This is a genomic window from Bradyrhizobium sp. Ses1 (assembly GCF_059512365.1).
Genome location: NZ_JCAMOQ010000008.1, coordinates 56,783 through 70,424, shown reverse-complemented (window position 1 = coordinate 70,424; position 13,642 = coordinate 56,783). Strand labels below are relative to the sequence as shown.

Annotated in this window: 11 protein-coding genes; 6 read left to right on the top strand and 5 right to left on the bottom strand. The window is 63.5% G+C overall.

The annotated features are described in order from the left end of the window. Positions 1 to 561 carry a type 1 glutamine amidotransferase domain-containing protein gene (locus tag AC5ZG5_RS12370; protein ID WP_456645472.1) on the bottom strand — a complete coding sequence of 187 codons (561 nt, stop codon included), beginning with the start codon at positions 559 to 561 and terminating at the stop codon, positions 1 to 3. Positions 562 to 668: 107 nt separating this feature from the next. Beyond that, positions 669 to 1,745 (bottom strand): flavodoxin family protein, encoded by a 1,077-nt coding sequence (locus AC5ZG5_RS12365; RefSeq protein ID WP_456645473.1) that lies wholly within the window; start codon positions 1,743 to 1,745, stop codon positions 669 to 671. Positions 1,746 to 1,842: 97 nt separating this feature from the next. Here AC5ZG5_RS12365 and AC5ZG5_RS12360 point away from each other — a divergent pair, with 97 nt between their 5' ends. Continuing rightward, the gene (locus tag AC5ZG5_RS12360) at positions 1,843 to 2,748 is read left to right on the top strand and encodes a DUF6328 family protein (protein WP_456645474.1); all 906 of its coding nucleotides are present in this window, start codon (positions 1,843 to 1,845) and stop codon (positions 2,746 to 2,748) included. A 10-nt stretch (positions 2,749 to 2,758) separates the two neighbouring features. On the opposite strand, the gene AC5ZG5_RS12355 is transcribed toward AC5ZG5_RS12360, so the two are convergent. Continuing rightward, positions 2,759 to 3,295: a DUF4142 domain-containing protein gene (locus AC5ZG5_RS12355; protein WP_456645475.1), complete on the bottom strand. Its 537-nt coding sequence runs from the start codon at positions 3,293 to 3,295 to the stop codon at positions 2,759 to 2,761. Between the two features lie 125 nt (positions 3,296 to 3,420). Here AC5ZG5_RS12355 and AC5ZG5_RS12350 point away from each other — a divergent pair, with 125 nt between their 5' ends. Beyond that, positions 3,421 to 3,987, top strand: coding sequence for a phosphatase PAP2 family protein (locus tag AC5ZG5_RS12350; protein ID WP_456645476.1), 567 nt, complete (start codon positions 3,421 to 3,423; stop codon positions 3,985 to 3,987). A gap of 11 nt (positions 3,988 to 3,998) precedes the next feature. Here AC5ZG5_RS12350 and AC5ZG5_RS12345 read toward each other — a convergent pair whose 3' ends face one another. After that, on the bottom strand, positions 3,999 to 6,716 hold the full coding sequence (locus AC5ZG5_RS12345) for a bifunctional diguanylate cyclase/phosphodiesterase (RefSeq protein ID WP_456645477.1): 2,718 nt from the start codon (positions 6,714 to 6,716) through the stop codon (positions 3,999 to 4,001). A 242-nt stretch (positions 6,717 to 6,958) separates the two neighbouring features. On the opposite strand from AC5ZG5_RS12345, the gene AC5ZG5_RS12340 reads away from it, so the two are divergent. Next, positions 6,959 to 7,657 carry an ABC transporter permease gene (locus tag AC5ZG5_RS12340; protein WP_028164016.1) on the top strand — a complete coding sequence of 233 codons (699 nt, stop codon included), beginning with the start codon at positions 6,959 to 6,961 and terminating at the stop codon, positions 7,655 to 7,657. Here AC5ZG5_RS12340 and AC5ZG5_RS12335 read toward each other — a convergent pair. Further along, complete coding sequence (locus AC5ZG5_RS12335) at positions 7,631 to 8,437, bottom strand: ABC transporter substrate-binding protein (protein ID WP_028164017.1); 807 nt, start codon at positions 8,435 to 8,437, stop codon at positions 7,631 to 7,633. The genes AC5ZG5_RS12340 and AC5ZG5_RS12335 overlap by 27 nt on opposite strands. A gap of 248 nt (positions 8,438 to 8,685) precedes the next feature. On the opposite strand from AC5ZG5_RS12335, the gene AC5ZG5_RS12330 reads away from it, so the two are divergent. The 3 genes from AC5ZG5_RS12330 (at position 8,686) to AC5ZG5_RS12320 (ending at position 13,611) form a co-directional block, all read left to right on the top strand. Continuing rightward, the gene (locus AC5ZG5_RS12330; RefSeq protein WP_456645478.1) at positions 8,686 to 9,051 is read left to right on the top strand and encodes a hypothetical protein; all 366 of its coding nucleotides are present in this window, start codon (positions 8,686 to 8,688) and stop codon (positions 9,049 to 9,051) included. A gap of 113 nt (positions 9,052 to 9,164) precedes the next feature. Beyond that, on the top strand, positions 9,165 to 10,382 hold the full coding sequence (locus AC5ZG5_RS12325; RefSeq protein ID WP_456645479.1) for an efflux RND transporter periplasmic adaptor subunit: 1,218 nt from the start codon (positions 9,165 to 9,167) through the stop codon (positions 10,380 to 10,382). Further along, entirely contained in the window at positions 10,375 to 13,611 is a 3,237-nt protein-coding gene (locus AC5ZG5_RS12320; RefSeq protein WP_456645480.1) for an efflux RND transporter permease subunit, read from the top strand. The genes AC5ZG5_RS12325 and AC5ZG5_RS12320 overlap by 8 nt, the downstream gene beginning before the upstream one ends. The last annotated feature ends 31 nt before the right edge of the window (positions 13,612 to 13,642 follow it).

Here is a 13,642-nt window from a genome sequence, read left to right as displayed (position 1 = left end):
TCAGGCTGCGCTGCGCTGGGTGTGGCGGCCTTCCTTCACCTCCTCGATGATCTTGGCACTGAAGGCTTCGAGATCGCCGGGATTGCGGGATGTGATCACGCCTTGGTCGGTTACCACCTGGGAGTCTTCCCACTTGGCACCAGCATTCATCACGTCGGTCTTGATCGACTTGTACGAGGTCATCCGCCGCCCCTTGGCGATGCCGGTTTCGATCAGAAGCCAGGGCGCGTGGCAGACCGCCGCGACGACCTTTTTGGCGTCGAATATCTCCTTGATGAACTTCAGCGCCTTCGGCTCGGCCCGCAGCAGGTCCGGATTGATCTGTCCGCCCGGCAGCACGATCGCGTCGTAGTCGGACGCGGAGACCTGGTCGAGCGTCTTGTCGACCTTCACCGGCCGGCCCCAATCCTTGATGTCCCAGCCCTTGATCTCGCCTGCGGCCAGCGAAATCACGTCGACGGCCGCGCCAGCCTTCTTGAGCCGGTCGCGCGGCACTTCCAGTTCCGACTGTTCGAAGCCGTGGGTTGCGAGGATTGCGATCTTCTTGCCTTTCAAGTCCATGGGAAACTCCGTCGCAGTGGATGGGAGATGCCGACCAATCGGCAATGCCGAGCATCGTTCCTGCGCAACGGCGAATTGATCCCGTTCGCCGGGAACCGCCGGTGACACTATTTCGGATTCGGCTCGACTAGGCCCGCTGCCGGATCCCGCAACTTGCCCTCACGCGCAAGCTTCACGGCGTTGCCGAGCGCTCGTGCGACGTTCAAGGTCTGTTCCTGGAACGCTTTGTCCTCATCGAGTGCCTGATGTGAGGTCGCGTAAGGCTCCATGTAGCCGATATAGCCGTCGAGCTCACCCGTTCGGCCGACCGGGATCAGCCCCATATCCGTCAGCCAATCCGATAGCGAACGTCGCATCGTTTCCGCGCCAACGGAATCTCCGTGCACGACGAGACCAAAGTTGCGGCCAGCGAGATGCCGCGGATAAGGCCAGCCCTTCAACTCGAGCGCCTTGGCTTCATCCGCGTGTTTGCCGTGGGTGGAGGTCGGGTCGGGATTGCAGCCATCGGCACAAACCATCCGATCGATCATGGCTTTCAGCCCCGTCGGCGCATGATACCAATTCACCGGCGATACGATGAGGATGCCGTGCGCCGCCACCCATAGCGGATAGATATCATTCATCCAGTCGTCGGTCTGGCCGAGCGCGTAATTCGGATAGCAACTGCAGGGCCAGTGACAGAGCGCAGGCGATGTCGAGACGCAGGACTTGCAGGGATGGATTTGCTTGCCGAACTCGGACGCCAGTCGCGAGAGATCGAGGATGTCGACGGCAAGCCCCATCTCGACGAACGCAGGCTCGGCGAGCTTGACCAATCGCCAGCTCTTGGACATTTCACCGGGACAAGTATGCTCGCTGCGTGAGGAGCCGTTGATGATCAGGATGCGCGGTCTCTCCGCCGCATCGTCGTGACGCCGCTGCGCCGCCAGGATCGCCTCGCGCGCCGCGAGCCAGTCCACCGCCAGTTCGTATTCCGGATCGGCGAAGCCCGGCCCCGCTTTGCGCGTCAGCGGCGACTTGCGCGAATGACTGTAGGCATCCCACGCCGCGTCGATGATGGCATCGATCTCCCGCTGCAGCGGCCTGAAGGCGGGATCGACGAAACGGCTGCGGTAGCGTTCCGCAAACTCCTCGCGCGGCAATTTGACTGATGGCATCCCCTTGCGGACGTCTGGCGCCGTCATGTCGCACCCCGCCGTAGATGAACGTTAGATGACATGTCGCGTTAACAACACGACATCGGCGACGGTTCCCGCGCGGCGAGAAAGGAGTGCGGCCAGGATGTCCGAGAAGCTGGACCGCATGGTCAAGACGGCGCTTGACGAAACTCGTCTGCTTGTCCTCGGCATCCAGGTCCTGCTCGGATTTCAATTCCAGGCCTTCTTCCAGACCAGCTTTCCATCGCTCTCCTCCGCGTCGAAAATGCTCTGCGCCGTTGGGCTTGCGCTGCTGACGCTTTCGCTGGGGCTCCTGATCATCCCCTCGATGGAACACCGGATGGTCGAGGGAGGTTCATCGTCGAAGCGCCTCGTCCGCGCGACCTCTTTGTACGCGACCGCCGGCCTGGTTCCCTTCTCCTTGAGCCTTGGCGTTGCCGCCTACGTCGTGATCGAACGACATTTCGGCTGGTTCGCGGGTACCACCAGCGGACTCGCGCTGATACTCGCATCAAGCTTTGCGTGGTTCGGATTGGAGCTGTTTCACCGGGAGAGAACACCAATGCCCGATTCAGGAGGAACAACCCCGCTCGCGACAAAAGTCGAGCAACTGCTGACCGAAGCGCGGGTCATCATCCCCGGCGCACAGGCCCTGTTCGGCTTTCAATTCATCGCCATGCTTACCGCTGGATTTGATGAGATGCCGCAGACGGCAAAGATCGTGCATGCCGTCGCGCTCGGCCTCGTCGCCGTGAACGTCATCCTCCTGATGACGCCAGCCGCCCTGCACCGGCTCTCCTATGGCGGCGCAGATTCTCCGAGATTTCTGGGCACAGCCTCCGCGCTGGTGACAGCGGCGCCGCTGTTTCTGGCCGCGGGCATAGCCGCAGAGAGCTACGTCGTTCTCGGCAGGATCACCAACCGCGAACTCGCCGCCACTTGCGCGACGGCGAGTTTTCTCGGCCTGGTCGGATTTTGGTACGCTCTGCCGCTGATCGTGCAATGGACGCGCCACCAGCGCAAGGCGTGACGCCGCGGCGTCACTTGCGATTCTTGTCCAGCGCCTGCGCCATCTCGAGATGGTGCCGCAGCGTCGGCAGCGTCTTGCCGGCCCAATCCTTCAGCTTCGGATTGTCGCCGCTCTTGGCGTAGCGTTCGAACAGCGACACCGCATCCTTGTGCGCGCTCACCTGCATCGGGTTATATTGGCTTGCAAAGTTCGGTTTGGTGTCGCGCAGCTTGTCGAGCTTGCTTTGCGAAGATGAATCCAAGCCCGATGGAATCTGCACGCCCTCGCTGCTCGTGACCAGGCCCTTCAGCTCGCTGCTGGTCTTGGTGTGGTCGGCGATCATCTGGGACGCGAACTTCTTCTCCTCCGCATTGCCCTTCTGCTCGGCGACCTTGCCCGCCTCGATCTCCAGCATGTCGCTGATCGCGGCTTCCTTCACGAAATCCGCCGTTGAGGGTGCGACGCCCAGTACCGAATTGACGCCGGTCTTCTCGCCGACCGATTGCGCGGCTGCCGAGGTGGAAATAAGGGCGACGGCAACCGCCGTCACCACGATCGATCTCTTCATGGTGCTTGCCTCTCCTCGGGATCGTGAGCGGCAAACTCGTGGCCGAAATTTTCGTTCCTATGCGCGGGTGCGCCCGCGAAACCATCACGGCCGTCAAAGGTTTGTACTCTCGAAGGGAGAATACGATGGCGCTTTTCCGGGTGCAGCCAACCCGTGCTGATAAGGCTATCGCCGACACCGTATCGGAATACACGACGCCGACAGCCGAGCGCGTCGCCGAGGTCCTGACCTGGGGCGCGGATGAGCACGTGCTCAGCGCGCTTGCGTTGGGCTGGTGGCTTTATTCTCGCGACAAGGACGCGAAGCAGCGCCGCAACAGCAACCACATCCTCCTGACCACGATCGTCGCGACTATCCTGCCCCACGTGCTGAAAACGGTATTCGACCAGGAGCGCCCCGATCGACGGACAGCCCGAGGTCACCTTCATGGCGTGCCGTTCTCCGGCCAGCCAGAGGACGCTTTTCCGTCCGGCCATGCGATTCACGTCGGTGCAATCGCCTCAGCCGCAACCGTGCTTCCGCCGGCAAAGCGCAACGTGGTATGGGCGATCGGTGGAGGTTTGGTGCTGACACGCGTCGTCCTGCTTGCGCATTGGCTGAGCGATGTCGTTGCCGGCCTTGCGATCGGCGTGCTGACCGAACGGCTGTTGCGCCCCATCACAGGCTACGGCAAGAATCGGCGCGAACGCTGAAGCGTCGCCGATCAGGCCGCGTTCTCCACCTCGGCGGCTTCGGACGCCAGCATCGCCCGGATTTCCTGCGCCGTGCGCGCCGCGCTGAACAGATAGCCCTGCATCTGGGTGCAGCCCAGCATGTGCACAGTGTCGCGCTGCTGCTCGGTTTCGACGCCCTCCGCCGTCGTGATCATATCGCGGTCGGCCGCGATGCTCACCACCGCGCGAATGATCGACGCCGACGAGCTGTTGCGGGTGACTTCCTTGACGAAGCTGCGGTCGATCTTGATCTTGTCGAACGGGAAGCGCTGCAGATATTGCAGCGAGGAATAACCGGTTCCGAAATCATCCAGCGCGATGTGGACGCCGAGCGCGCGGAGCTGGTTGAGTGCGATCAGCGCGGCATCATCGTCCGCGATCAGCACGGCCTCGGTGATTTCGAGCTCGAGGCGGCGCGGATCGAGCCCGCTCTCGGCCAATGCCGCTGCGACCTTCAACGACAACGCATCCGACTTGAACTGAATTGGCGATACGTTGACCGCCACCCGCACATGGGCGGGCCAGGTGGCAGCCTCGGTGCAGGCGGTTCGCAGCACCCACTGCCCGATCTCCTCGATCAGGCCCGTCTCCTCCGCGACCGGAATGAATTCGGCCGGCGATACCATGCCGCGCACCGGATGCCGCCAGCGCACCAGCGCCTCGCAGCCGGTCACCTCGTCGCTGCGCAGGTCGACGAGCGGCTGGTAATGGATTTCAAACCCGCCCTCGACCAGCGCAGTGCGCATATCGGCTTCGAGCTCGCGGCGGAGCTTGGCCTCCTTCTCCATTTCCGGCTCGAAGAAACGGTGGGTGCGGCGACCGGCAGCCTTGGCTGCGTACATCGCAAGGTCCGCGCGTTTCAACAAGCCGAGCAGATCGGTACCATCCCGCGGCGCGACCGCGATGCCAATGCTGGCGTCGCCGGACAAGTGATGGCCGTGGCAATCGAATGGCGTCCGCAGCGCCTGATAGATCCGTTCAACCAGCGCGCTGACATCGCCATCGGCCGTGATGCCGCGTTGAACGATAGCGAACTCGTCCCCGCCGAGACGCGCGATGAAATCCTCCGGTCCGATCGACTGCCGCAACAGTTCGGCGACACCTCTGAGGAACTCATCACCGATCAGATGGCCGAGCGAATCGTTGATGCGCTTGAACTCGTCGATATCGATATAGAGGATCGCGAACTGCACATCGGCTGTTTCGAGCAGCAAGCCTTCGGCGTGGCGCTGGAACAGCGTCCGGTTCGGCAAATTGGTCAGCGGATCGTAATGGGCGAGATGTTCGATCTTCGCCTCGACACGGCGCCGCTCGGTCACGTCCTCGAATGTCGTGGCCCAACCCCCGTCCGGTGAATGTTTGAAGATCATTCGGATAATTCGCCCGTCCTGCGTCGAGAAATGGCGTTCGCCGATCTCGCTGCTGTTGGGTCCGATGAAGTGCGCGCAATATTCGTCGACATCGCCGATAAAGGATCCGATCGCCTGACGGTGCAGCACGAGATCGCGCAGGTGGCATCCGGGCTTGGCGACGTCAGGAGATACGCCGAGCATATCGAGATAGCGCTGATTGCAGACCACGAGCCGGCCCGACGCATCGAACAGCAACAGCCCCTGGGTCATGTTGTTGATGGCGGTGTCGAGATGAAGGCTCTTCTCCGATAGCTTCTGGCGCGCGGCCTCATGCTGTCGCTGCAGTTGTCTCACGATCGGGAAGATCGTGACGATGACGACGACGATCGCCAGGATCGCAGCGCTGAACTGCAGTTTCGTCTGCGCCCGCCAGTTGGCGAGCGCGGTCGAGGTCTTGGTCGTGGCAACGATCAGGATCGGAAAATGAGTGAGCGGTCGAACTGCCCCGATCTTGTCTTCGGCATCTTCAGTGCTGAAGCGCCCCGAGATATTCCCGTCAAGCGTCAGCGCCTTCTGGAATGGCCGGAGACCGGCTACGCTCTTACCGACCGCCCCGTCATCCTTGGGATAGCGGGCGATCACCGTGCCGTCGCGATGGATCATTGAGATGATTGTGTCGCCATTCAGCGCCAAAGAGGCGACGAAATCCTCGAACTGGCTGGGCTCGACACCCCGGCTGGAAAAGCCGATGATGGCGCCATTACCGTCGACAATCTTGCGGGCGAACAGCGTCGTCCACTTGCCCGTGACGCGGCTCACGGCGGGCTCGACGATGACATCCGGCGTCGGCTTGCCGGAGGTGAACTCCCTGAAATATCGCCGATCCCTGACATTGAGGTCGGGCACCGGCCACATCTCGGAGGAATTAATCAGCCATCCCTCGGCATTGAACAGATTGAGACCACCAACATGCGGCAGCGCCGCAAGCCTGGTGTGCAGCATTTCGTGCGCACTCAGCAGTGACATCACCTTTTCGAACTGATCGGCCGTATCGACCCCGTCCGCCCGCATGTTGGCGACGACATCATCGTGCACGTGCTGGAGATCGGAGAGCTGCTGATCGAAATGGCGGGACAGCAGCAGCGCCGTGTTGGAGAGTTCGCGTTCGGCAAGATCGAGCGCGCGCTCCCGGAATTGCAGCGCCAGGTACCCGGTGCCGAGCCCGATCGCGGCCACGAGCGCAGCCGCGCACAGCACGAGCCACTGAATTGCGCTCAATCGCGGTGGCGCCGCGGCGGCCCATTTCGGCCACCACCGGCTCTGCAAAATATCGCTCTTGGCCGAGCTGTCTGACATTTCCCTGCCCCTACAAGCGCTTGTTGTAGGAGACACAACCCAAGAGGGCGTTAGGAAAATGAGTTATCAGCCGGTTAACATGGAACTTTGTTTCTGAGTGTTACCAGATTTCGACCGCGCAACATCGCTTGTGCGGTATTGGACGTTACGCAGTTTATGAGAGATTTAGGTGTTTGCTGGATGGTGGCAGCCGGCAATCTTCATTCGGGCGATTTCACCGGGGCGGCCAAGCGCGCAGCAGGATGAATGATTTCACGCAATCGGTGGCGACGGCGCTCTCGCTGATCGCAAGTCTTGACGCTGAGCTGATCGGCATCGTCCTGCTATCGTTGCGCGTCAGCCTGACGGCGAGCCTGCTGGCGCTGCTGATCGGCGCCCCCCTCGGCGTCCTGCTCGCGATTAGCCGGTTTCAGGGCAGGCAGGCCACGATCGTGCTGGTGAACGCCATGCTCGGCCTGCCGCCCGTGGTGGTCGGACTGGCGCTTTACCTCCTGCTGTCGCGTTCCGGTCCGCTCGGCTTTGCCGGACTGCTGTTCACGCCGAGCGCCATGATTGTCGCGCAGACGATCCTCGCCACGCCGATCGTGGTCGCACTCGTGCACCGTCCGGTCTCGCTATTGTGGGCGGAATATGCCGACCTCATGCGCACCGATGGCATGTCGCGTCTGCGCAGCATGGCGCTGTTGTCGTCGCTTGGCCGCGCCTCGCTGTTGACCGCGTTCCTCGCCGCGTTCGGCCGCGCCATCGCCGAAGTCGGCGCCATCATCATCGTCGGAGGCAATATCCGCAGCTACACCCGGACCATGACGACTGCGATCGCGCTGGAAACCAGCAAGGGCGAGTTGCCACTCGCGCTCGGGCTCGGCCTGATCCTGCTCGGCCTCAGCGTGACCGTCAGCACGGTCGCGTTCCTGCTAGTCGGACGCGTTGGGGAAAAATAGCTGCTCGCCCCCGACCTTGTAGTCGGCGATCACCTTCTGTCCCTCGGCGGAGATCAGCCAGTCGACGAAGGCCTGGCCATCCTTGGCTTTCACGGTCGGGTGCTTGGCCGGATTGACCAGCATCACGCCATATTGGTTGAACAGGCGCCGGTCGCCCTCGGTCAGGATCGCGAGATCGCCGCGATTCTTGAACGACAGCCAAGTGCCGCGATCGGAGAGCACATAGGCATTGTCGGATGCGGCCATGTTGAGTGCGGGCCCCATGCCCTGCCCGATCTCGCGATACCAGGATCCCTTCGCCGTCGCGATGTCGATGCCCGCCTCCTTCCATAGCCGCAATTCGGCCTGGTGCGTGCCGGAGCGGTCGCCACGCGAGACGAAGGTCGCCTTCGCGGCGGCGATCTTTTTCAGCGCTTCCGTGACGTCCTTACCGCCGGCAATATGCGCCGGATCGGCCTTTGGCCCGATCACCACGAAATCGTTGTACATCACGTCCTGGCGCTTGACGCCAAATCCTTCGGCCAGGAACTTCTCCTCCGCCGGGCGATCATGCACGAACACCACGTCGGCATCGCCTCGCCGTCCGATGTCGAGCGCCTGGCCGGTGCCGACCGCGACGACCTTGACACCGATCCCGGTTGCCGCCGTAAAGCGCGGCAAGAGGAAACCGAACAGCCCGGATTGCTCGGTCGATGTCGTCGATGCCACCGTGATTGAGCGCTCCTGCGCGAACGCGCTGGAGATCATGAGAAGAGTTGCGACCACGATTCGTGCGAGCATTTCCCCACCTCCGCCAAGCCGGCTGTCCAGGAAGTTCTACTTCATCTCAGCCTGCCCGACCATAAGCGAGGCGATCCGCCGCAGCGATCGGAAGCCGGCTTTTACAATGCCCCTAACTGCGCGACTCCGTCGTCGCGCCATCATGTTCCGCGTCACAAGGAACAAGCGACCGCCGGCGAAAGCGTAACGTTATAGCATTCAGCACTCTGCTGACTTGAATCGGTACCGGGGCGGCGCTAACTAACGGCATGGATTCTCGCTTCGCCGCACCGGATTCTTCGACCTGCAAGGCCCCGTCGCGCCGGTGGCGCAGCCTGCTTGCGGGACTGATCTCGCTAGCGCTCGTGCTGTCCTTCTTTCACGGTCTCGGCTTCGACAGCGACGATGCAGTGCCGGCACTGTCGATCGCGCAACTCGCCGGTGATGCCACCGACAACGCTCCCGTCCATCCAGCATTGCCCCATGGCGATCATTGCTTGACCCACGTATCGACCGTGGCGACACAGGACACGTCGATCACGATCGAGTATACCGCGCACGCCTATCGCTTCCTTGCCATACGTGCCCCCGAAGCGGCCGAACCGATCTCTCCCTTCAAGCCACCCCGCGCCTGATCCGATCAGCATGACCGATCCGGCCGCGCTGCCTCCCGGCAGCGCGCCCAACTTGCACGCATGGCTATGGCAGCAGCGCCGGGCTCGGACCCGCGCGCGGCGGGAAGGCATATATGAGACGGATTCTTCTTTTCGTTGCCGGCATCATCATCGGCAGCGGCCTGGGCATCACGGTTTGGTCGCATTGGCCGCTGTCGGGAACGCCAGCGCAACCGGAAGCGGCGACGACCGGGACAGCAAAAGCCGAAAGCGAGGATCACGGCACCGAGCGCATCGTGCTGAGCGAGGAGCAGATCAGCGATGCCGGCATCAGGCTGGCACCGGTTGCGGGCGGTACGCTCAGACGCCATTTCCTGGCGCCAGGCTCGCTTATTCCCGACGCCGACCACGTCGGCCGCGTCTCCGTACGCGTGCTGGCAACGGTCGGCGAACTGCGCAAGCGCCTCGGCGACAGTGTCGAAAAAGGTGAGATCGTCGCCGTCATCGAAAGCCGCGAAGTGGCGGACGCCAAGAGCGAATACCTCGCCGCGCGGCTGACCAACGATCTGCAGCAGACCCTCTACAACAGACAAAAAAGCTTGGCCGAAAGCCGGGCCATGTCGGAAAACGAATTCCTGCGGACCCAGCTCGCCGCCAACGACGCTAGGATCAAGCTCGACGGCGCCAGGCAAAAGCTGTTCGCGCTGGGTCTGTCCGAACAGGAGATCGCCGATCTCCCGAACCAGCCGCCGGAAAGCCTGCGCCAACAATATTTACGTGCGCCGATCTCGGGCCGGGTCTCGGAGCGGCGCGTTGACCTCGGCGGGCTGATCGGCCGCGAGGGCCAGGAAAGCGAACTGTTCGTCATCGTCAATCTCGACGATATCTGGGTCGATCTCGCGGTCTCCCCGGAAGACATCGCCGCCGTGCGCGAGGGCGGTCTGGTCACGATCCGCGCGATCGGTAGCGACGACGAAGCGGTCGCGCGGGTGATCTTTGTCAGCCCCCTGCTCGATCGCGAGACCCGCAATGCTCGCGTGATCGCGACGCTGCCGAACCGGGATCACCGGTGGAGGCCCGGCACTTTCGTCACCGCCGAAGTGCCGCTCGGCGGCGAGCCCTCCAAGGTGATCGTCTCGAAGAAGGCGCTGCAGACCGTCAAGGGCAACGCCACGATATTCGTCCGTGACGCCGAAGGGTTCGAGGCGCGACAGGTGCGTACCGGTCGCGAGGATGATGACGACGTCGAGATCGTGAGCGGTCTATCGCCCGGAGAGACGATCGCCGTCGCCAACACATTCACGCTCAAGGCCGAGCTGGAAAAGGCCGAAGCGGAGCATGGCCATGATTGAGGCGATCATCGGCTTCTCCGTTCACCGCCGCTGGGTGGTCGTTGCGCTCTGCGCCGTCGTCATGGCGCTCGGCGGCTTTGCGTTGACGAGGGTATCGATCGACGCGGTGCCCGACATCACCAACAAGCAGGTGCAGATCAACACCGCGGCCCACGCGCTGTCGCCGCTCGAGATCGAGAAGCAGGTCACCTTTCCCGTCGAGACGGCGCTCGCCGGCGCGCCCGGCCTCGAGAGCACCCGCTCGCTGTCGCGCAACGGCTTTTCACAGGTGACCGCGGTCTTCAGCGAATCGACCGATATCTACTTCGCGCGTCAGCAGGTCACCGAACGCCTCGCCGAGGTTCGCGCACGCCTGCCGCAAGGCATCGAGCCGCGGATCGGTCCGATCTCGACCGGGCTCGGCGAGATCTACATGTGGACCGTTCGGTTCGCCGACAAACCGGTCGAAGCCGACGGCGCGCCGGGCCTGCAACGGGACGGAAGCTTTGTCACCAGCGACGGCGCGCGGCTCAAAGGCGACATCGAGAAGAACGCCTATTTGCGCACGGTACAGGACTGGATCATCCGGCCGCAGATCAAGACTGTTCCGGGCGTCGCCGGCGTCGATACGATCGGCGGCTATCTCAAGCAGTACCAGGTCCATCCGGATGCGGCGAAGCTGATCGCCCTCGGCTTGACCTTTGCCGATGTTGCGAACGCGATCGAGGCCAACAATGTCAGCCGCGGCGCGCGCTATATCGAAAAGAACGGCGAGGGATTCGTCGTGCGCTCCGGCGGTCGCATCGAGAACATGGAGGAACTCGGCACCATCGTCGTCACTACGCGCGGCGGCGTTCCGGTGCGGATCCGCGATATCGCCACCGTCACGATCGGCGGCGAAAGCCGGACCGGCAGTGCCAGCGAGAACGGCCACGAGGTGGTGGTCGGCACGGCGCTGATGCTGATCGGCGCCAACAGCCGCACCGTGTCGTCGGCGGTCGATGCGCGACTGCGCGAGATCGCGCCGACACTGCCGCCGGGTGTCGAGGTCAAGACCGTGCTCGACCGCACCCAGCTGGTCGATGCCACCGTCAGAACGCTTGCGACCAATCTGAGCGAGGGCGCACTGCTGGTCGTTGCTGTGCTGTTTGTCCTACTGGGCAATTTTCGCGCAGCGCTGATCACCGCGCTGGTGATCCCCGTGGCGATGCTGATGACTGCGATCGGCATGTGGCAGGGCCGCATCAGCGCCAATCTGATGAGCCTGGGCGCACTCGATTTCGGCCTGATCGTCGATGGCGCCGTCATCATTACGGAGAACAGCCTGCGCCATCTGGCGGAGCGGCAGCGCGACCTTGGGCGTCCCCTCTCCCGCGACGAGCGGCTGGCCACCGTGCGCGCCTCCGCGGTCGAGATGATCCGCCTGAGCCTCTACGGGCAGGCCATCATCCTCCTGGTTTACGTGCCGCTCCTCACCTTCACCGGCATCGAAGGCAAGATGTTCACGCCGATGGCCGTGACCGTGATCCTGGCATTGGCATCGGCATTCGTTCTGTCGCTGACGCTCGTTCCCGCAGCGATTGCCATTGCCGTCACGGGACGCGTACAGGAGCATGAAAGCGGGCTCGTCAGCGCCTTGAAGCACCTGTACCGGCCGCTGTTGCGCTATGCGATTGCCGCCCCGCTGCCCGTCATCGCAACGGCTGCGGTGCTGTTTGCGGTCGCACTCGCTGGCTTCGCGCGCCTCGGGCAGGAGTTCATCCCGTCGCTGGACGAGAAGAACATCGCCATGCATGCGCTGCGGATTCCCAGCACCGCGCTGTCGCAATCGCAGGCGATGCAGCTTGCGGTCGAGAACGCCGTCAGCCGTTTGCCGCAGGTCGCCTTCGTCTTCTCCAAGACCGGAACGGCCGAGGTCGCGAGCGACCCGATGCCTCCGAACGCGTCCGACACCTTCATCATGCTCAAGCCGCGCGATCAATGGCCGGATCCGTCGATGACGAAGGAGCAACTGGTCGAGCAGATCGCAAGCTCCGTCAATCGCGTGCCCGGAAACGTCTATGAATTCACCCAGCCTATCCAGATGCGCTTCAACGAGCTTCTGGCCGGCGTTCGCGGCGACATCGCCGTCAAGGTGTTCGGCGACGAGTTCGAGCCGATGCTGAAAGCGGCCAACGAAGTGGCCTCGGTCCTGCGCTCGGTGCATGGAGCGACCGACGTGAAGGTGGAGCAGGCCGGCGGCCTTCCTGTCCTCGATATCAAGGTCGACCGCGCCGCGATCGCCCGTCGCGGTCTGAGCGCGGCGGCGGTGCAGGATGTGATCGGCGCCGCGGTCGGCGGCCAGGACGCAGGCGTCGTGTTCGAGGGCGACCGCCGGTTCGACATCGTCGTAAGGCTGCCGGAAGCGTTGCGATCCGACCTCGAGGCGCTCGGCAACCTTCCCGTGGCGCTGCCGAAGGCAACGCCCAACGCCCCGGTCCAGAGCCTTCCACTCAATCGATTGGCGCGCTTCTCCTTCACCGAGGGGCCGAACCAGATCAGCCGCGAGAACGGCAAGCGCCGCATCGTCATCACCGCCAACGTGCGCGGCCGTGACCTCGGCTCGGTGGTCGCGGAAGCCCAGGCCAAGGTCGGCCAGCAGGTCAAGCTGCCGCCAGGCTACTGGACGAGCTGGGGCGGACAGTTCGAGAATCTGGCCGCGGCCCGGCAGAGGCTCGGCATCGTCGTGCCGGCCTGCTTTGCATTGATCTTCCTCTTGCTGCTGGCGGCCACGGGATCGGCGCGCGATGCGCTGGTGGTGTTCAGCGCCGTGCCGCTCGCACTCACCGGCGGCATCGCCGCACTCTGGCTTCGCGGCATGCCGTTCTCGATCTCAGCAGCGGTCGGCTTCATCGCGCTGTCGGGCGTCGCCGTGCTGAACGGCCTTGTGATGCTGAGCCTGGTCCGCAAGCTCTATGAGGACGGCATGCCGCTGCGGCAGGCCATCGAGAATGGCGCCCTCACCCGGCTTCGCCCGGTCGTGATGACCGCACTCGTGGCGGCGCTCGGCTTCGTGCCGATGGCCTTCGCCACCGGCACGGGCGCGGAGGTGCAAAAGCCGCTGGCGACCGTCGTCATCGGCGGCCTGATTAGCGCAACACTGCTGACGCTGGCCGTCCTCCCGGCGCTCTACGCACGGTTCGGACGGCGCGTTGACAAACCTGTCGCAGAGCACGCACAGGAGCCCGCCTGTAACAATTCTGTCATATAGCAAAACTAAACGGGTGCGACGATCGATCGCA

Excerpts from the sequence above, each read along its gene's own strand:
- AC5ZG5_RS12355 (WP_456645475.1), bottom strand. The coding sequence starts at position 3,295 with ATGAAGAGATCGATCGTGGTGACGGCGGTTGCCGTCGCCCTTATTTCC.
- AC5ZG5_RS12320 (WP_456645480.1), top strand. The coding sequence starts at position 10,375 with ATGATTGAGGCGATCATCGGCTTCTCCGTTCACCGCCGCTGGGTGGTC.
- AC5ZG5_RS12330 (WP_456645478.1), top strand. The coding sequence starts at position 8,686 with ATGGATTCTCGCTTCGCCGCACCGGATTCTTCGACCTGCAAGGCCCCG.
- AC5ZG5_RS12365 (WP_456645473.1), bottom strand. The coding sequence starts at position 1,745 with ATGACGGCGCCAGACGTCCGCAAGGGGATGCCATCAGTCAAATTGCCG.
- AC5ZG5_RS12340 (WP_028164016.1), top strand. The coding sequence starts at position 6,959 with ATGAATGATTTCACGCAATCGGTGGCGACGGCGCTCTCGCTGATCGCA.
- AC5ZG5_RS12335 (WP_028164017.1), bottom strand. The coding sequence starts at position 8,437 with ATGCTCGCACGAATCGTGGTCGCAACTCTTCTCATGATCTCCAGCGCG.
- AC5ZG5_RS12350 (WP_456645476.1), top strand. The coding sequence starts at position 3,421 with ATGGCGCTTTTCCGGGTGCAGCCAACCCGTGCTGATAAGGCTATCGCC.
- AC5ZG5_RS12370 (WP_456645472.1), bottom strand. The coding sequence starts at position 561 with ATGGACTTGAAAGGCAAGAAGATCGCAATCCTCGCAACCCACGGCTTC.
- AC5ZG5_RS12325 (WP_456645479.1), top strand. The coding sequence starts at position 9,165 with ATGAGACGGATTCTTCTTTTCGTTGCCGGCATCATCATCGGCAGCGGC.
- AC5ZG5_RS12360 (WP_456645474.1), top strand. The coding sequence starts at position 1,843 with ATGTCCGAGAAGCTGGACCGCATGGTCAAGACGGCGCTTGACGAAACT.
- AC5ZG5_RS12345 (WP_456645477.1), bottom strand. The coding sequence starts at position 6,716 with ATGTCAGACAGCTCGGCCAAGAGCGATATTTTGCAGAGCCGGTGGTGG.